Source organism: Muriventricola aceti (genome assembly GCF_025567565.1).
In the GTDB taxonomy this organism is placed as follows: domain Bacteria; phylum Bacillota; class Clostridia; order Oscillospirales; family Oscillospiraceae; genus Lawsonibacter; species Lawsonibacter aceti.
In genome coordinates this window covers 68,101-87,009 of record NZ_JAOQKF010000011.1, presented here as the reverse complement: position 1 = coordinate 87,009, position 18,909 = coordinate 68,101, and the positions used below count along the sequence as shown (strand labels likewise).

Below are 18,909 nucleotides of genomic sequence, written 5' to 3'. Positions count from 1 at the left end.
CTCTGATGAGGTCCCGCTCCTCTTTTAATGTTAGGGGAGGGAGGGCTTAGAACTTGTCGTACAGGGCGCGAATCAGGATGATGGCCTCCTCCACGGTGGTGTTGGCCACAGGAGCGACGCCGTCGCCCTTGCCGCTCATCAGACCATTATTGGTCAGCTTGGCCACAGCGGGCTTGGCCCAGTCGGCAATCTGGTCCACATCGTTGAACCGGCTGGCATCCACCTGGGTGCTGGTGTCGGTCAGGGTGGTAGAGTCATTGGCCTGGTCCACATACTCAATGACCTTGTTCAGCATGACACAGATCTCCTGGCGGGTGATTTTATCGCTGGGGGCGAAGATACCCTCGCCCTTGCCGGAGGTGACGCCAGCGGCCACAGCCTTCAGTACCATGGGATCGCTGGTGTCGGTGAAGGACTGGGTAGAGGGGGTGATCTCCTTGCCGGTGGCCTCTTCAATCAGGTTGACAGCCAGCTCGGCAAACTGCAGGCGGGTGATCTGGTCCTGATACAGGCCCTCGGTGCGGTCGGTGATTAGCTTCTTGTCCTTAGCGTCGGCGATGAGCTCGGCAGCCCAGGCGGAGGGCTGTTGTGTGCCGGGCGTGGGGTCGGCAGGCTGGGTGGAGGTGCCGGGTACATTCAGGGTGTAGGTCTTGCTGGAGCGGGAGAACTGGCCGCCGCTGGCCTCTGCCTTGACGGTGTGGCTGCCGCCGCCCAGAGCGGCCAGGTCGAGCTCATAGTAGTAAGGGGCCTGGGTGCTGGTGTGGACCAGCTTATCGTCCACATAGTATTTGACTGTGTTGGTCTTCTTGCCGGGGAAGCTGACATAGGAGGCCAGCTTCAGTGTGCTGTCGCCAGCGGAAAGGGCGGTCTTGTCCAGCGTTTCCCAGCCGGTGGCGGAGCCGTCCACCTCATCCAGATAGGCGCCGTTGTTGCGGATGGCGTTCTGATAGGTGGAGGACACGGAGGAATTGCCGTTGAGCATATACTTAAATCCGCTGTCGGGGTCGGCGTTGAAGTAGAACACAGCCTTTACCTGGGGATAGACCATGTTGATATAGGAATAGAACCAGTTAAGCTGCTCCACGGCGAAGGAGGTCAGGTCGGTGCCGGAGCTGTTGCGATAGGCAAAGCCGCACTCGCTGACCATAACGGGCTTGTTGTGGGACACGGCCAGGTCGATGATAGGCTTGATGGTGACCATGGGGTCATGGTCATAGATGCCAAGGCCGTAGTAGGCGTCATTGCCGTAGCCGGTATAGTCAAAGCTGTAAGAGGAGGTGCCGCTGTAACCGGCATAGTTGGTGTTGTGATAGGTGGACATACCGACCCAATCCACATACTGGTCTCCGGGATAGAAATCGGCAATGGTCCGGTTCCGGTTGCTGATATTGTCCGGGGAGAAAACCATCTGGATGTTGCTGTACCGGCTGGCGGCGTCGGCCACCTTGCGGAAGGCCTGGATATAGGTAGCGGGGTCACAGTCGGACCAGTTGTTCATCTCGGCGCCCACCCGGAGCAAGACAGTGGCATCCAAGCTGCCCAGAGCCCGTAAGCTTTCCTCAATATAGCTGTCAGCGGACAGAACGGCCTGGGCTCCGGCGGTGCCCTCAGGGCTGAAGTTCCAGGCAAACTCGATGACGCCGCCGTTTGCCGCCTCCCGGAAAGCGGGCGAGCAGTCCATGTAGTAGTCGATCCAGTAGTCCACAGAGTAGCTGTCACCGAAGGTGACATAGATCAGAGAGGCGGAGCCGCCGGTGGTGGAGCTGTCCGCCGGGGTGCCATACCAAGTCCCGGTCTTGGGGCCTACCGCATAGGGGGAGGCGCTGTCGTCGCTCTGGGCGTAGATGGTGACATTCTGGGCGGCTTTCAGGTAAGCCATCCGAGCGTCCACGTTGAGCAAGGTATCCTTGTAACTGCGAATGTTCTGGTCCAGCCAGCTGGCAAAGGTGCGCTGCCGTTCCAGCCACAGGATAGCGCCATCGATGTCGCCCTTCATCTCACAGGCCCAGGAGGCCCGGCCAGCCTTGGGCTCTAGGTTGTAGCACACATCCTCGCCCAGGCCCAGGGGCATCAGCAGGTCATAAGTCTGCTGGGCTACGGAGATGACTTGTTCAGGGCTCTTGGCAGCCACAGCCTCATCCCAGGCGGAGTGGAGCTTCCAATAGGCGGAAGGGTAGGTGAAGGCAGAGGCGGTGAAGCACATGCCCGTCACCATGACTGCCGCCAGAGCGGCGGACAGCAGTCTGCGCATGTTTTTTTTCATCTAAAATTCCTCCCTTATCCATTTTTACCGCGCGCAAGGCGGCGCAGATATACTTAAATTATAATGTAAAAAATATTTTTAGACAATAGGGCTGGCCGCATAGGGAGAAAATCCTCCCTATTGCGGAAGAAAAACACGGGGATCGGATTGTGAACTTTTCGTGAAAAGGCTGGACAGAAAAGCTGGGTTGGATTATGATATATTCTGCTACAAAATAGAGTTTTACCACGTATTTTCTCCAAAAGAGGGAAAATACAGGGAGGTTAGTCAATGCGAGGTTCCTTTTTCGGGGGAGTACACCCCGTTACAAGAAAAGAGCTTACCCGCCGCAAGCACCTGACCCAGCTGGACCGGCCGCCGGAGCAGGTGGCTATCCCGCTGCGTATGAGTGCCGGAGAGGAATCTGTCCCTCTGGTCAAGCCTGGGGACCTGGTGGAGGTGGGACAGCCAATCGCCGGCCCGGGACCGGGCGGCGCGGCTGTCCATGCCAGCGTATCCGGCCGGGTTTCGGCGATCCGGGAACAGCCCCACCCCTGGGGCGGACAGTCGGTGGCGGTGGTGATCCGTAACGACGGACAGGATACCCCCTGGTCTGGCCGGCCAGAGCCGGTCATTTTGGAGGAGGTCACGCTAGATTTGCTGCTGGACCGGGTGCGGGAGGCTGGCGTCGTGGGCATGGGGGGCGGCGCGGCCCCCACAGTCCAAAAGCTGGAACAGGCGGCCGGAAAAGTGGACACTGTGATCATCAATGGGGCGGAGTGCGAGCCCTATGTCACCGCGGATCACCGGCTGCTGCTGGAGCGCAGTGACCAGATCTTACAGGTCACTCAGGTCCTGGCCCGCTGCCTGGGGGCCCATCGGGCGGTGGTGGTTACCGAGGGTGACAAGCTTAACGCCGCCGAGGTCATTGAGCGCCGCCTTCGAAAACGGGGCGGAAAAGTGGAACTACGTACCCTTCGGACCCGCTATCCCCTGGGGGGAGAGAAGCAGATCATCCAGACCGTCACCGGCCGCGAGGTCCCACTGGGGAAGGCGGCCTGGGAGGAGAAATGTCTGGTGCTGAATGTGGCCACGGTCTTTGCCATTCAGGAGGCCCTGGTGAAAGGAAAGGCCCTGACCCACCGGGCTGTGACGGTCACCGGCGGAGCGGTGGTCCGGCCCCGGAATCTCTGGGTGCCGATCGGCACACCGCTGCGCGTTCTGTTGGAGTCCGCGGGGGGGCTGCGGGAGCGGCCTGAGCTGATCCTTACCGGCGGCCCTATGATGGGGGTAGCCCAAGAGGACCTGGAGGCCCCCGTTGTAAAAAATACCAACTGCGTCGTCTGTCTGACGCAGGAGGAGCGAAGACGGGATGGGCCAGAAGGGGTATGTATCCGCTGTGGGAAATGCGTGGCCGCCTGCCCCATGCACCTGGCGCCTATGTTTATTGCCCGTGCCCTACGTCAGCGGGAGTGGAGGCAGCTGGACCGCCTCCATGTAGAGGACTGTATCTCCTGCGGCTGCTGCTCCTATATCTGCCCGGCCCAGATTCCGCTGGTGGATCTGGTACGACAGGCAGCGGAGCATGTGGGAAGGGGGGTGGACAGCCATGGGGCCTGATTTGATGCCGGTCCGGCGGATGTCCCCCCAGCTGCGGCAGCCGGCCAATACGCGGGCCATGATGGTGGATGTGATGGTGGCTCTGGTGCCGGCGCTGGCTATGGGAGTCTTTATGTTTGGCGTCCGGGTGCTGGTGCTGGCTGCGATCTCTGTGGCCTCCTGTGTCCTGTTTGAGTTTCTGTACCGCCGGATGGTGGGGGAAAGCGACTCCGTCCGGGATCTGTCCGCCTGTGTCACCGGGCTGCTGCTGGCCATGAGCCTGCCGGCCACCGCCTCATACTGGGTGCCAGTGCTGGGCGGGGCCTTCGCCATTGTGGTGGTCAAACAGTTTTACGGCGGCCTGGGCAAGAACTTTATGAACCCGGCCCTGGGGGGACGGATGCTGCTGGCCACCTTCCCCATGCTGATGACCAACTGGTCGGAGGCTATGGACCGCCTCCCCCTGCTGGGAGTGGACGCGGTGTCTGCCGCCACGCCTATGTCTTACCTCCACCAAGGAGTCCTGCCTCCTCAGGAGCTGTCCCAGCTTCTGCTGGGCCAAAGGGGGGGCTGCATGGGAGAGGTATCCGCCTTTATGCTGCTGCTGGGGGGTGGCTATCTGTTGCTGCGGCAGGTCATATCCCCCCGTATCCCTCTGGCCTATTTGGGAACAGTCGCCCTGCTTACCTTTTTGTTTCCACAGGGAAACGACCCGGTCGCCTGGATGCTGGCCCAGTTGTGCGGCGGCGGCCTTCTGTTGGGCGCCTTCTTCTTCGCCACCGACCCGGTTACGTCTCCGGTGACACCCAGGGGGCAGCTGATGTTTGGCGTGGGGTGTGGTCTGCTTACCGTGTTGCTACGCTACCACAGCTCCTACCCCGAGGGGGTGGGCTGGGCTATTCTGACTATGAACTGCTGTGTCTGGCTGCTGGACCGGGCGGGGATGCCCAGGCGTTTTGGAGAAAAGAATCTGGCCGCGGTCCAGAGCTGGCTGGGTCGGTTCCGGGCCCATATGTCTGATATCAAATTTGTCAAACCTCAATTCTCCCTGTTCACCAAGGCGCTGCAGGAGGGCAAGATGCCCGGTGAGGCCCATCTGGACCAGATTCGGTCCCAAGCTGTCATCCTAAGCCGCCTGGGGGTGGTGGTGCTGGCTGTGGGTGTGATGATTTTCGGTGTGCACCGCTATACAGACCTGGATACTGTCCGGGCGCAAAATAGGGAACAGAGAGAACTGCTGGCCCAAGTTATGCCTCAGGCTTCCTTCAGTTCGGAAACACCCTATCGGGCCGCCGGTGCTCTCAGTATCCTGGGTGGGTACAGCGGGGAGAATGAACTGCTTGGCTATTGCGTGGAGGTCCAGTCTCAGGGCTTCGGCGGCCCCATCACTATGGTGGTGGGAGTGGACTTGGACGGCAAGGTTACCGGCGTGGCCGTCACCGACCACCGGGAGAACCGGGATACTGGAGCCAAAGCCCTGACCCCTGCCGCCCTCAGCCGATATGTTGGGAAGGCGGGTACCATCCGTGCCTCGGGCAGCAACTCAGTGGACGCGGTCAGCGGCGCGACCGCAACCTCACACGCGATTACCGCCGGAGTCAACCGGGCGCTGGCCATCGTGGCTAATCTGGATACGGAAGGAGCGGACATCTACTATGAAGACAGTGAAGCGGGTTGAATGGTCCGCTCTGGAGAGAGGGGGCGTGGCCCTGTGGCCTCTATTTTGGAACTAGCGGGGGTGGCGTTGGCCGCCCTGCTGTCCGAAAACTTTGTGCTGGTCAGCTGCATGGGCATTGGCACCAGGACCGAGGCATTCCGAGACCCAATGGACGCGGTGCGTACCGGATATTGCCTGACCGCGGTCATGGTACTGGGGGCCCTGTGCGCCTGGCTTATCGACTTTTTCCTGCTGGGGCGGTTCGGCTGGCAGCATTACCGGCTGCTGGTCCTGGCACTCCTCATTCCAGGGCTGGTCGCCGGACTGAGAAAATTTCTGAAGGTATGTATCCCGGAGCTGTCCCGCCGGATTGACGGACAACTGAAATCAGTGGCCACCAACTGTGCCGCCCTGGGTTCAGCCCTGCTGATCTCACAGCGCAGTTACAGCCTGCCCGCCGCGCTGATATTCGCTCTGTGCGGAGGAATCGGCGCTACTGTGGCACTGGCCAGCTTTGCCGGTCTGCAAAACGAGGTGGACTTGGAGAGCTGTCCCAGATCCTTCCGGGGAATACCCATTCAACTCATTACGGCCGGGCTGATGGCCATGGCCCTTGTGGGCTACTATGGTCTGCACCTGGACTGAGAGCTTGAAAAGATACAAAGAGAGGCCCGGAGCCGTTGGCTCCGGGCCTCTCTTTGTCTTTGAAAAAACTGTTCAGCGGACCTGGCCCAGCTTAAAGGAAGCGCACTCAGTACCCTCGCACTTGGTGGGGGTGCAGTCGCAGCAGCCCACCTTAATGGAATCCAGAGAACAGCAGTTCTGGGGAGCATTGTGGTAGGCGCAGGAGCTTACAGTGCACTTGATGCTGGTGTTGCAGGACTTCTTATCCATATTAAAACCTCCCTTACTGTGGATGGCCTTAGTATGGATTGCCGGGGCAGGATTATTCTTTATCAGAACGATTCTTTTTCGATTTTTTTAAAAGTTTTGGGGTCCAAGGCTCCTGATCCTCGGGCTGAATATCCACAACCTGAGGGATAAACCGCCGGGCAAAGCGGCCTTTCCCACGGCTCTTGACATAGAAATAGCCGATAAAGGAGAAAACCACCGCCCCAATAAAGTTGACGAACAGGTCCTTCATGGTGTCCAGGATCCCCACATCCAGATAACCGCCCAGGCCGAGGGAGATCTCCTCCCCACTGCCTGTGACCACGATAACGTCGGCAATGTCCCGGATGATAGTGGGGGTATTGCCCCCGGTGGGGTCCAGCATGACCGAGGAGATGGAGTGGATCACCGCGTCCTTCTGCATATCCAACAGGAAAAACTGGTCCATGGCGCACTCGAAAAACTCCCACAGGACCCCGATGGTCATGGAGAAGCAGAAAGCGACAATGGCCATGAAGGCAGGAGAGAGGGACAGAGAAAACCGTTCTGTCCGGTTCAGCATATCTACCAACGCAAAGCCGATAGCGGCGCAGAGGAAGCCGTTGAGGGTGTGGAGGATGGTGTCCCACCCCCGGAAAGTGGTGTAGTAGGACTGGATTTCCCCCAAAATCTCGGCGGCAAAAATAAAAAGCAGGATGATGATTTCCATGGTGTTGGGCAAATCGATCTTTAGTGCCCGCTCGAAGATGGTAGGCAGCAGAAACAGAATGAGGGTCAGGCCGCAGAGGAACACATTTTCGTAGTTGCCATTAAAAAATTGGGCTACGGCTATGATGATGACCAGAAAGCGCAGCAGAACATAGACCATGGCTACCGTCCGCTTCCGCAGCAGGGCGGAGTTGGCGGAGGATAGCAGGTCCCGTATCTTATGTTTTGCCAAGATGGCCGACCTCCTTGATAATAAGTTTATATAAAAGAGAGTATAGTATGTCCGCGCTGGAAAGTCAAGAAATGGGTAGGCGTTCCCCCTCCTCTCTGCTCCCCTGAAAACAACACGCCCGGTTCAGGAAAGAAAATATCGTTCATCTGTCAAACCGCCGCCCTGCTGGCATAGAATGGGAAGTGGAGGTGATCTTACATGGATCTGCGTAACCAGACCATCACCGTGGGCGAGCTGTTGGACGACCCCAAGTCCAGGGCGGTCTTCCAGCGGCGGTTTGGAAAATTGATGAAACATCCCATGGTGGGGGCCGCCCGGTCCCTGACGCTGCGCCAGCTGTCCGAGATGGCGGCGGTCTATCTGCCTCAGAAGACCATCCAGGATACCCTGCGGGAACTGAGTCAGATCTAGCGCCCAAGCCAGCCGCCTTTTGGCGGAAGTGACCCGAATCCGGGGGAAAAGAAAGATGGTTTTCTTCCATGTAACGGGTTGTCAGCGGCAGGAATTTGGGATAAAATAGAACATCATGAAAAAGAGGGGGGGACGGCCATGGATATCACACGTCAGCAGCGCCATGGCGTCCTTTTTTATGCCTGCATGGACCCTGCCTGGCGGGGGGCGGCCCACGGGTTTTCTACTCGGCTGGGTGGGATATCCCCCGCCCCATGGGACAGCCTGGATCTGGGGGCTAACCGGGGGGATCACCCGGCCAATGTCCGGGAGAATTTTGTCCGCTTCTGCGCTGCGGTCGGTACGGATGCCCGGAGCCTGGTGAAAAATCATCAGGTCCACAGCGATCTTGTCCGCCCTGTGACACGGGCTGATATCCAGTCCGACCCAGCCGCCCCCGGCGTCTATGAGGCGGACGGCCTGGTCACTGACGAGCCTGGTGTCTGCCTGACCATCTTTTCTGGAGACTGCATCCCTGTGCTGCTCTATGACCCGGTCCGCCGCTGCATAGCCGCTGCCCATGCGGGCTGGCGGGGCACCGCCCTGGGGATCGCCGCTCGGGCAGCGGAAAAAATGTGCGGCGACTACGGCTGCCGCCCAGCGGATATCCTGGCCGCCATTGGGCCGGGGATTGGCCCCTGCTGCTTTGAGACCCATGTGGACGTGCCCGATGGACTGCGCGGCGGCCTGGGAGTGGAAGCCGACCCCTTTATTCACCCCCTGTCACGGGCGGGGAAGTACCAGGTGGACCTGAAGGGGGCAAACCGCCGCTGGCTGGAGCTGGCCGGCCTGGACCCGGACCATATCTCCGTCTGTGACGCCTGTACCGCCTGCCGCCTGGACATCTTCTGGTCCCACCGGGTCCAGGGGAATGCCAGGGGCAGCATGGCGGCTATGATCCAGCTTCTCCCCACCCCGTGATGGGAAGAAGATACCTCTATCTTTGCCCTGTGAAAGGTTAGTGTATGAAACGATTTTGCGCCTGCCTTCTCTCCGCCGCCCTGCTCCTCTCCCTATCCGCCTGCGGCGGGGAAGGAGAGGCCAGTTCTTCTGACAGCTCTGTGGATACCAGCCAGGAGGAGGTCCGGGAGCCGGAAACGGCGACCCTGACCCTGGCGTTCTATCCTCAGCAGAGCCTGCATCCGGCGCTGTCCGCCAACCGGGCCAACCTGACATTAGCGCCCCTGCTGTACGAGGGACTGTTCGCCGTGGACGGCTCCTTCACGGCCCAGCCGGTGCTGTGCGAGAGCTATACAGTCAGCCCGGACAAGCTGACTTGGACCTTTACCCTTCGCGGTGGAGTTACCTTTTCCGATGGCACTTCTCTAACGGGAGAGGTGGCGGCCGCCGCCCTGGAATTGGCCAGAGGGGAGGGCTCCCGTTACAGCGGCCGGCTGTCCCATGTCACCTCAATCACCGCTGGGGAGGGGACGGTGACAGTCACACTGGACGAACCAAACGGCTCACTCCCCCTGCTGCTGGACATCCCGCTGGCCCTGGGGGCAGGGGAGCGCCCTGTGGGAACCGGCCCATACCTTTTGTCGGAAAACGGGGAGGAGGCGGAGCTAACCGCACGGGAGAACTGGTGGCAGGCCAGACAGATGCCTGCTGATACGATTTCCCTGAAGATTATGAACAAGAGTGACGAGATGATTTTCGCCTTTGACGCTGGGGATATCTCCCTGGTGGAAGTAGATTTGATGGGGACCAACTCCCTGGGCTACTCTGGCAGCTATGAGACCTGGGATTACAGCACCACGTCCATGATCTACCTGGGCTTCCATACCAGGGCCGGCCTGTGCCAGTCGGCGGAGGTGCGCAAGGCTCTGGGGCGCGGAGTAGACCGGGAGTCCATCGCCCGCATTACCTACGCTACCCACGCGGTCCCCTCCACCCTGCCTGTCCACCCGGACAGCCCCATGTACGACCGGTGGATTGCCTCCCAACTGTCCTACGACCCGGAGGCCCTGGTGAAGGAGCTGGAGGCGTTGGGCGCGGCTGGCCGGGAGCTGGTACTGTTGGTCAACACCGAGAATATGGCCAAGGCATCTGCTGCCCAGTGGATCGCCGACCAGCTGGAGTCGGCGGGGATGAAGGTCCGTGTGGACAACCTGCCCTTTGAGGAATATATCTCCGCACTGGAGGCGGGACGGTTCGACCTGTATCTGGGGGAGGTGGCGCTCACCGCTGATTTTGACCTGTCCGCGCTGCTTGCCTCGGATGGCGCGCTGAACTACGGCCGCTGGCAGGATGAACAGACCGACCAACTGCTGGCTGCTCTGGCTGCCGCGCCCATGGACAGCAGGGAGGAGGCCGCTTCCGCCCTGTACGCCTATCTGGGGCAGCGGGTCCCGCTGGTGCCGGTGTGCTTTAAAAACAACTCCGTTTTGACGAAGTGGGGAAGACTGTCCGGTTTATCCCCGGTGCGTGGAAACCTGTTTTACGACCTGGAGAACTGGGTTATCTCCTAGAAAGCTGCTGTTATATCCAGGGCGCGGGCTGGCGCCCTTTCATCGAAAGAAAGATAGGTGGAGGAAGAGAAATGAGTGTTTACCGCTGTTATTCCGTAAAAAAGCCCGGCTTTGATGTAGAGGCCAGGGGCTTGTGCAGGGCGCTCCAGGAGCAACTGGGCGTCCAGGGCCTGAAATCGGTGACCGTTTTGAACCGGTATGACGCCGACCAAATCAGTCAGGATGTCTATGACCAGGCCAAGAGTATCGTGTTTTCCGAGCCCCAGGTGGATACGGTGTATGACGAGACCTTTCCTGTCCCCGGCCACCCCCACTCCATCCTGGCGGTGGAGGCCCTGCCGGGCCAGTTTGACCAGCGGGCCGACTCCGCCGCCCAATGTATCCAGCTCATGGCCGGTGTGGAGCGTCCCCTGATTGCCTATGCCAAGGTGTATCTGCTGGAGGGGGAGCTGTCCTCCGCCGACCTGGACAAGATCCGGGATTATCTCATCAACCCGGTGGAGAGCCGACAGGCCGCCATGGACAAGCCGGAAACCCTGGTCCGCACCCACGAGGCCCCCGACCATGTGGCCGTGCTGGAGGGGTTCACCGCTCTGGACGAAGGGGGGCTGTCCGACCTGCTGTCCCAGCTAGGGCTGGCTATGGACCTGGATGACTTGAAATTCCTCCAGGCATATTTCCGGGACCAGGAGAAGCGGGACCCCACCATCACCGAAGTGCGGGTAGTGGATACCTACTGGTCTGACCACTGCCGCCACACCACCTTCTCCACCCATCTGGACGAGGTAGAGATCAGCGATCCCGATGTGAAGGAGGCCTATGAGCGATATCTGGCCGCACGGGTGGAGGTCTATGGGGAGGAGAAGGCCGCCAAGCGGCCCCAGACCCTAATGGATATCGCCACCATCGGCACCAAGACCCTGAGAAAGCGGGGACTGCTCCCCGAACTGGACGAGAGCGAGGAGATCAATGCCTGCTCCATCAAGGTGCCCGCTGTGGTGGACGGCAAGGAGCAGGACTGGCTGCTGATGTTCAAGAATGAAACCCACAACCACCCCACTGAGATCGAGCCTTTCGGCGGCGCGGCCACCTGTATCGGCGGCTGTATCCGGGATCCCCTGTCCGGCCGGGTGTATGTCCATCAGGCTATGCGCTTCACCGGCGGCGGCGATCCCCGGGTGCCCTTTGACCAGACTCTGGAGGGCAAACTGCCCCAGCGGAAGCTGGCCCAGACCGCGGCGGCGGGCTATTCCTCCTACGGCAACCAGATCGGCCTGGCTACCGGCCATGTGGCTGAGGTGTACCACGATGGCTATATCGCCAAGCGTCTGGAGTGCGGCGCGGTTGTCGGCGCGGCCCCTGCGGAGAATGTCCGCCGGGAGCGGCCCGCCCCTGGGGACGTGGTCATCCTCCTGGGCGGAAGGACCGGCCGGGACGGCATCGGCGGGGCCACCGGCTCCTCCAAGAGCCACAACAAGAAGTCCCTGACCACGATGGCCTCCGAGGTCCAGAAGGGCAACGCCCCTGAGGAGCGGAAGATCCAGCGCCTGTTCCGGAACGGTGAGGTGACCCGCCTCATCAAGCGGTGCAACGACTTCGGCGCCGGCGGCGTGTCCGTGGCCATCGGTGAGCTGGCCGACGGCCTGGAGATCGACCTGGACGCGGTACGAAAGAAGTACGAGGGCCTGGACGGCACCGAGCTGGCCATCTCCGAGAGCCAGGAGCGCATGGCTGTGGTGGTGGCCCCGGAGGACGCGGCCAGATTTATCTCCGCCGCCGAGGCGGAAAATCTGGAGGCTTATCAGGTGGCCGTGGTCACCGAGAGCCCCCGGATGGTCATGCACTGGAAGGGCCAGACCGTGGCCGACCTGTCCCGTGAATTTTTGAATACCAACGGCGCGGTGAAGCACGCCAGCGTGTCTATTCCCCGCAAGAGCGATTTGGGCAGCCTTGTTGTGGACCCCAACGGAGTTTGGGTTGGGGACCGTGAACATGTACCCTTCCACAGCCTGCGGGAGATGGCCTCCAGCCTGAAGTGCGCCTCCCGCCGGGGGTTGACCGAGCGGTTTGACGGCTCCATCGGGGCAGGTAGTGTCCTGATGCCCTTCGGCGGAAAAAATCAGCGCACCCCCGCCCAGACGATGGCCGCCCTGTTCCCCGTCCTGCCCGGTCAGGAGACCGACCAGGCCAGCGTCATGGCCTGGGGCTTCGACCCAGATCAGATGATGGAAAATCCCTTCCAGGGCGCTTACAACTCCGTAACCGTATCTCTGGCCAAAGTAGTAGCTGCCGGCGGAGACTATAAAAAAGCCTACCTGACTTTTCAGGAGTTCTTTGAGAAGCTCCGGGACGAGCCCCGGCGCTGGGGTAAGCCCTTTGCCGCCCTGTTGGGCGCTCTGAAGGCTCAACTGGACTTCGGCCGGGCTGCTATCGGCGGCAAAGATTCCATGTCCGGCTCCTTCCTGGACAAGGATGTGCCCCCCACTCTCATCTCTTTCGCCATCGCTCCGGTGAAGGCGGGGGAGGTGCTCTCCCCCGAGTTCAAGGAGGCGGGCCATCGGGTCTATCTCTTCCGTCCTTCGGACTGGCCCCGATTCCACAACCTATGTCAGAAAGGACTGGTTCGTTCCGCCTATGCGGTGGAGAGCTGTGTGGCCGAAGCTGTGATGAAGATGGCCTTTGGCAACGGGATTGGCTTCCAGGCTGCCGCTGCGGTCCACGGACCGGAGATGTGGTATGTTCCAATGCCTGGTTGGATTGTGGCCGAAGTGGATACAGATTTGGCACGGACTTTCCTCCTGGGCTTCACCGTGGATGTTGCGTCTGTTGATCTGGGCGGCGGTGACCGTGCCCCCATCCAGGAGCTGCTTTCCCTCAATGAGGGCGTGCTGGAGAAAGTTTACCCCACCAAGGCGGGCACCACCGAAACCGTCGCCCCCATCTCCTGGGACAAGCCCTCCGTGGCCGTGTGCAGGCACAAGTCGGCCCATCCGAAGGCGGTCATCCCCGTGTTCCCCGGCACCAACTGCGAGTACGATACCGCTCAGGCCTGCCTCCGGGCGGGCATCGAGCCGGAGATCGTGGTAGTTCGCAACCTGACCACCGATTTCCTTACCCAGTCTGCTCAGGCGCTGGAGAAGGCCATCCGCTCGGCCCAGATGATGGTTATCCCCGGCGGCTTCTCCGGCGGCGACGAGCCAGAGGGCTCCGGTAAGTTCATCGCCTCCTTCCTCCGTTCCCCCGCCCTGGCGGAGGCCATCATGGACCTGCTGAAACATCGGGACGGCCTGATGCTTGGTATCTGCAACGGCTTTCAGGCTCTGGTGAAGCTGGGACTGGTCCCCTACGGCGAGATCCGGGATATGGATGAAAACTGTCCCACCCTGACCTATAACCTGATCGGCCGGCACCAGAGCCGGTATGTCACCACACGGGTCTCCTCGGTCCAGTCCCCCTGGATGCTCAAGAGCAAGGTGGGCGATCTGCATACCCTGCCCATCTCCCACGGCGAGGGCCGCTTTGTAGCGCCGCCCAAGGTCATTGCCGACTTGATCGGCCGGGGCCAGGTGGCTACCCAGTATGTGGACCTGAACGGAAATCCCGCTATGGATATCAATGTGAACCCCAACGGTTCTCTGGAGGCCATTGAAGGCATCTTTTCCCCTGACGGCCGGGTGTTCGGCAAGATGGGGCATCTGGAGCGCCGCGGCCCCTATGTGGGCCGGAATATCCCCGGAAACAAGCATCAACCCCTCTTTGAGTCGGGTGCGGAGTATTTCAAATAACGCATGGCAAAGGCGGCCCCCACGGGCCGCCTCCATTTTTATCTTTTTTTAATCCGAACATAGGGGAGCTTTTAAGAATAGCATGGTAGGATAGCACTGTAAAACACAGGGAGGGATCCTCTATGATCAAACTCTTAACGCTTTCGCTGCTGTGCCTCTTTTTGATTCCAGTGATTTTAGTAGCCCTGCTGCTGTTTAGCATCCCCTTTGCCATCGTCATGGCTGTTTTGCCCTGGCTGTTGCGGATTGCGGCAATTATCCTGCTCCTCCGGGGCCTGATGGAGAACCCCTTCCACTGGTCTGCTCTGGCGCCGGCCGGAGTAGCCTTTGCCCTGTCTGTCCTGCTGCGGTAGGCCGGGGGGAGATGCCTCCGGCCTGCTCAGGAAAAAACAGAGGAAAAAATGAAATTTCCTGTTGACAAAGGCTGGCAAATCGGATATACTAACTCTTGCCCTGCGTAAGGGAAAAACATGGCGGCATAGCTCAGGTGGCTAGAGCATACGGTTCATACCCGTAGTGTCCCCGGTTCAAATCCAGGTGCCGCTACCATATCAATTACGGGAGTTCTCCCGTTCCCATATAAAAACGGCCCGGTGGTCAAGCGGTTAAGACTCCGCCCTTTCACGGCGGCAACACGGGTTCGAGTCCCGTCCGGGTCACCACCTTATTTATTGCCGTTTCCATATGGAGGCATAGCTCAGCCGGTAGAGCGTCCGCCTCACACGCGGAAGGTCACAGATTCGAGTTCTGTTGTCTCCACCAGGAAAAGACACCCATTCGGGTGTCTTTTCTTTTTTGATTTTTCCCCTTTATTAGCTCTGTGGATAGCCTAGAGTGCCCTGTCGGTTGGCTTACTCATGAATCAATATGACGCCAGATGAGAAATTTTGGAGCTGCAGCAGAAAAAAACTGTAGCACTTTAACGGTTTAAAGTCTTGACTTGCGCGGATAAGTGAACTATAATAATCCAGAACGCGAGTCGCGATCAAATTTATACCTTGTGTGTTGAGGAGGAAAAATCGTGGAAGGATCTACAAGCGGATTGATGCTGGTGCTGGCCAGCACGGTCCTGGTGATGCTGATCGGCTTTGGCATTGCCTTCTATTTCCAGCGCAGGACCAAAACAGCAGAGGACTGGGCTATGGGCGGACGAAGCCTGCCGTCTTATGTAATTGTCTTTACCCAGTTTGCCACCCTGGTAGGCGGCGGTGTGCTGGTGGGCCATGTGAGCATCGGCTTCAGTTATGGTATGGCTCCCTTGACTTACGGAATATGTGGCGCGGCTGGCTGTTTTATCATGGCCATCATCGCAGCTTGGCTTCGTGAGAATGAGTTTACCACTATTCCCGACATTTTTGAGAAAGTTTATGGCAAAAACCGCTTCCTTATGTTAGTGGGTGCCCTGATGGCCATGGTGGTCCCCTTTGGCTGGATCGCCTCTCAGGCCACCGCCTTTGCTAAACTATACACTTCCATAACCGGAATTGACAGTCGGATCCTTGTGGTGGGGATGATTGTAGTCAGTGTGTTGCTGACCCTTCCCTCCGGCTTTAAGGCTGTGGCCTGGACTGATTTTGTGTTTGGCGTGCTGATGCTGGCTTTGTGTGTCCTTACCGGCGTGCAGGCTCTGGATATGGCTGGCGGCTGGGGAAATATTGTGGCCAACCATCCTGCTCCTGAGACACTATCCCTTCCTGGAGGGCTGATGTCCGCTGGCTTCGCCACCACCGCCCTGTGGTTCATCGCCGCCACCCCTGGTATGATGACCAACCAGATGACCCTTCAGCGGGTGTGCGCCGCAAACTCCGCAAAGAATGCCCGCCGTACTTTGATTGTAGGCGGTATCCTGATCGCTGGAATTGAGTTGTGGGTGGTGGTAGTAGGCAACGCCTGCCGAGTTCTCAATCCTGGCCTGGCCCCCGAGGATGCTAGCGGCTGGTTCCTGACCCAGATCCCTACCTGGGTGCTGGCTTTGTTCTCCGGCTTTATTGCTACTACTATTCTATCGACCACGGACAGCGCCCTTCAGTCTGTGTCCGTCAATCTGACCCAGGATATCTACAAACAGTTCATAAATCCCAACGCTGAGGACAAGAAGCTGCTGTCCGTGTCCCGAATCTGCACTGTGTTTGTGGCCGTGGCTGCCGTGGCCTTGGCCATCGTATTCCCACGGGTGTTGGATCTGATCGTCGCCTCTTATGCGTACTCAGCCTCCGGGCTGCTGGTGCCTATCTACTGCGGCTATGCTTTCCGAAATAAGAATTTCCTGACTCCGGCTAGCGGTGTCGCGGGCGTAGTGGGTGGAGTGATTGGCTGCGGTCTGGCCCAGGCGTTTGAAGCCTCTCTGCCTGCTGTCTTTGGGATTCAGTTGCCCTATGCCATTTATGGGATCTTGGCTTCCTTCCTCTGCCTGATCGTGGTGGCCCTGGCTACCAGGAAGTCCAAATAAGAATATTTCTGGGGCGCTTGAAGAACAGGAAAAAAAGTGATAAAATTTGAAACCAAGACAGAATGACTGTCGGCGGCGGGCCGTGCTCGCCGCCGACAAGATTACCGAAATAAGGAGGAGTTTATGATGAATACCATTCTGTTAAAGGAATCTGAGATCAAAAAGCTGGTCTCCATGCGGGACATTATTGAGATAGTGGACAAGACCTTCGTGGACTTGGGGGAGGGCAAGACGATCAATCCTACGAAGCTGAACCTGAACCTAGGGGACAGCGAGCCTACCAACCTGCCCTATAAGGCATCCCTCAATGCCATGCCCGCCTATATTGCCTGGCAGGATATGGCTGGCCAGAAGTGGGCCGGTGGCTGGGGCAAGGGCCGTCGTGAGATCGGCCGCCCCTTTATCAACGCCCTGATCATGCTGGTCCATCCCAACTACGGCGACTTCCTGGCCGTGATGGATGGCGCTTGGATTACCAATATGCGCACCGGTGCCCAGACCGCCGTTATCCTGCGCTATCTGTTGAAGGATAAGAAGGATATTACCGTTGGCCTGTATGGCGCCGGTGTCCAGGGCCGTACACAGACCGAGGCCCTGACCGCTATCTTTAATGTCCAAAAGCTGTATGTTTATGACCCCGTGCCCGCTGCCGCCGCCAAGTTTAAAGAGGACATGAAGGACTATGTCCAGGGCGAAATCATCGTGGTGGATCACCCACAGAAAGCGGCCAAGGCGGATGCGGTCATTACTGTTACTCCTGCTACTCAGGCATTCCTGAAGGGAGAGTGGCTGGAGAAGGGCACCGTCTATTTTGCCATGGGTTCCTACCAGGAATGTGACGACCAGGCGATTCTGGGTGCTGATAAGCTGATCTGTGACCATGTGGGACAGTGTCTCCACCGCGGCAATCTAAAGCATTTGGCTGAAGAGGGTAAGATTACGGAGAATAGCGTGTACTGTACCGTGGGAGAACTGGCTGCCGGCATGAAGCAGGTGGGCGACGTGGCGGATCAGAAGCTGCTGGTGGTCCCCATCGGAATGGGCTGCCTGGATGTAGCTGTGGCTGGCATCGCCTACCGCAAGGCATTCTCCCTGGGTGTGGGGGAGACCTTCGCGTTTGACGAATAAGGAAGGCGGACTCCATGAAGCAAAATTTTGCGGTATTGGGTGCCGGCAACGGCGGACAAGTAATCTCCGCCTATTTGAAACTGTGTGGGAAACATGTGACCCTGTATGACCGCTTTCCTCAAGTCTTAGCGCCGATAAGAGCCAGAGGCGGCATTCAGCTAGAGGGAGTTTCCAAAACCGGTTTTGCCAAGCTGGATCAAATCTGTGAGGATGTGGCCCAGGCGGTAGACGGAGCGGAGATCATCTTTGTAGTACTGCCCGCTTTTGCCCATGCCTATGTGGCCCAGGAGCTGGCAGGCTGCTTGGTGGACGGCCAGACGGTCGTCGTTTGTCCCGGCGCGACCGGCGGCGCGTTAGAATTCCGGGCAATCTGGGACAGGGCCGGCTGTCGGTCCAAGGTCCGCCTGTGTGAGACGAACAGCTTGTTCTATGCTGCCCGGGCCCAGGATGCTGTAGCTACCATTTCCGGAGTGAAGGATGAGCTGTCTCTGGCGGCCCTGCCTGCACAGGATACTCAGGCTATCATTGACGATTTGTCTGATGTGTACCCACAGCTGATTCCCGCAGCCAATGTACTGGAAACCAGCCTAAACAACATGAATACGGTTGTCCACCCTCTGCCTGTTCTGCTCAACGCGGGCAGTATCGAACGAGGGGAAAAGTTCCGCCACTACTTTGACGGCATCACCCCCGCGGTGGGCGAGGTAGTGGAGCAGATGGACCGGGAGCGGGTAGCTGTGGGCAGGGCCTACGGGCTGGATATTCTCAGTCTGAGAGATGCTTATATCCACTACTACCATGTTCAGGCAGAAAAGATGTCAGAGCTGTGTCATATGTCCCAGGCCCACGCCAATATTATGGCTCCTGGGGTGCTGGACTCCCGCCTGATCGTGGAGGATGTGCCCATGGGGCTGGTGCCCATCTCCGCCCTCGGCCGGGCAGCAGGGGTGCCCACCCCGATCATCGATTCGGTGATTACGCTGACGGGTGCGCTGGTCGGCCAGGATTTCTGGAAGTCCGGCCGGACGATGGAGTCACTAGGAATTGCCGGGTTGGACCGGGAACAGCTTATGGCGAGGCTGTAAAGCTGTAAATGAGGGAAAACACCTGTGGCTTGTGAACAGCCACAGGTGTTTTTTATGATAAGACTCTGCCAATCTTGGGTGTTGATAATGAAAAATAGGGAGAAAATAAATCGAACTTTAAATTACACAAACAGTTTTATAAACTTTTGGTTTATCGATACTCAGGGTTAACAGAGTGTATGATAAAAAACCAGGGCGACTCGTATGAGTTG

General features: G+C 58.9%; 14 protein-coding genes and 3 tRNA genes. 14 read left to right on the top strand and 3 right to left on the bottom strand.

Features of this window, described 5'->3' with window-relative positions:
• Nucleotides 1-46: 46 nt before the first annotated feature.
• Complete coding sequence (locus OCV64_RS12320; protein WP_147573155.1) at nt 47-2,263, bottom strand: S-layer homology domain-containing protein; 2,217 nt, start codon at nt 2,261-2,263, stop codon at nt 47-49.
• A gap of 270 nt (nt 2,264-2,533) precedes the next feature.
• Here OCV64_RS12320 and rsxC point away from each other — a divergent pair, with 270 nt between their 5' ends.
• The 3 genes from rsxC to OCV64_RS12305 are packed head-to-tail and all read left to right on the top strand — an operon-like array spanning nt 2,534 to nt 6,143.
• Complete coding sequence (rsxC, locus tag OCV64_RS12315) at nt 2,534-3,862, top strand: electron transport complex subunit RsxC (RefSeq protein WP_186851813.1); 1,329 nt, start codon at nt 2,534-2,536, stop codon at nt 3,860-3,862.
• A complete protein-coding gene (locus OCV64_RS12310) occupies nt 3,852-5,519 on the top strand; it encodes an RnfABCDGE type electron transport complex subunit D (RefSeq protein ID WP_186851814.1) in 1,668 nt (555 codons plus the stop codon). Before rsxC ends, OCV64_RS12310 begins: the two co-directional genes overlap by 11 nt.
• 33 nt (nt 5,520-5,552) lie before the next feature.
• Entirely contained in the window at nt 5,553-6,143 is a 591-nt protein-coding gene (locus tag OCV64_RS12305) for an Rnf-Nqr domain containing protein (RefSeq protein ID WP_186851815.1), read from the top strand.
• 72 nt (nt 6,144-6,215) lie between these two features.
• Here OCV64_RS12305 and OCV64_RS12300 read toward each other — a convergent pair whose 3' ends face one another.
• Complete coding sequence (locus tag OCV64_RS12300) at nt 6,216-6,392, bottom strand: DUF1540 domain-containing protein (RefSeq protein ID WP_147573160.1); 177 nt, start codon at nt 6,390-6,392, stop codon at nt 6,216-6,218.
• A 52-nt stretch (nt 6,393-6,444) separates the two neighbouring features.
• Nucleotides 6,445-7,329: an MFS transporter gene (locus OCV64_RS12295; protein WP_240288486.1), complete on the bottom strand. Its 885-nt coding sequence runs from the start codon at nt 7,327-7,329 to the stop codon at nt 6,445-6,447.
• A gap of 198 nt (nt 7,330-7,527) precedes the next feature.
• Here OCV64_RS12295 and OCV64_RS12290 point away from each other — a divergent pair, with 198 nt between their 5' ends.
• The 11 genes from OCV64_RS12290 to OCV64_RS12240 all read left to right on the top strand — a co-directional run bounded on the left by OCV64_RS12290 (nt 7,528) and on the right by OCV64_RS12240 (nt 18,697).
• Complete coding sequence (locus OCV64_RS12290; protein ID WP_240288484.1) at nt 7,528-7,740, top strand: hypothetical protein; 213 nt, start codon at nt 7,528-7,530, stop codon at nt 7,738-7,740.
• Nucleotides 7,741-7,878: 138 nt separating this feature from the next.
• Nucleotides 7,879-8,700 (top strand): peptidoglycan editing factor PgeF, encoded by an 822-nt coding sequence (gene pgeF, locus OCV64_RS12285; protein ID WP_262670196.1) that lies wholly within the window; start codon nt 7,879-7,881, stop codon nt 8,698-8,700.
• A 44-nt stretch (nt 8,701-8,744) separates the two neighbouring features.
• On the top strand, nt 8,745-10,250 hold the full coding sequence (locus OCV64_RS12280; RefSeq protein WP_262670195.1) for an ABC transporter substrate-binding protein: 1,506 nt from the start codon (nt 8,745-8,747) through the stop codon (nt 10,248-10,250).
• A gap of 71 nt (nt 10,251-10,321) precedes the next feature.
• Nucleotides 10,322-14,035: a phosphoribosylformylglycinamidine synthase gene (locus tag OCV64_RS12275; RefSeq protein WP_262670194.1), complete on the top strand. Its 3,714-nt coding sequence runs from the start codon at nt 10,322-10,324 to the stop codon at nt 14,033-14,035.
• 122 nt (nt 14,036-14,157) lie between these two features.
• On the top strand, nt 14,158-14,388 hold the full coding sequence (locus OCV64_RS12270) for a phage-shock protein (protein WP_262670193.1): 231 nt from the start codon (nt 14,158-14,160) through the stop codon (nt 14,386-14,388).
• A gap of 119 nt (nt 14,389-14,507) precedes the next feature.
• Nucleotides 14,508-14,584: transfer RNA gene (locus OCV64_RS12265), tRNA-Met, on the top strand.
• 38 nt (nt 14,585-14,622) lie between these two features.
• Nucleotides 14,623-14,697, top strand: a tRNA-Glu gene (locus OCV64_RS12260).
• 24 nt (nt 14,698-14,721) lie between these two features.
• Nucleotides 14,722-14,797: transfer RNA gene (locus OCV64_RS12255), tRNA-Val, on the top strand.
• Between the two features lie 259 nt (nt 14,798-15,056).
• Entirely contained in the window at nt 15,057-16,484 is a 1,428-nt protein-coding gene (locus OCV64_RS12250) for a sodium:solute symporter family protein (RefSeq protein WP_262670192.1), read from the top strand.
• Between the two features lie 123 nt (nt 16,485-16,607).
• Nucleotides 16,608-17,612, top strand: coding sequence for an ornithine cyclodeaminase family protein (locus OCV64_RS12245; protein WP_147573174.1), 1,005 nt, complete (start codon nt 16,608-16,610; stop codon nt 17,610-17,612).
• A gap of 14 nt (nt 17,613-17,626) precedes the next feature.
• On the top strand, nt 17,627-18,697 hold the full coding sequence (locus OCV64_RS12240; protein ID WP_262670191.1) for an NAD/NADP-dependent octopine/nopaline dehydrogenase family protein: 1,071 nt from the start codon (nt 17,627-17,629) through the stop codon (nt 18,695-18,697).
• Nucleotides 18,698-18,909 lie beyond the last annotated feature (212 nt).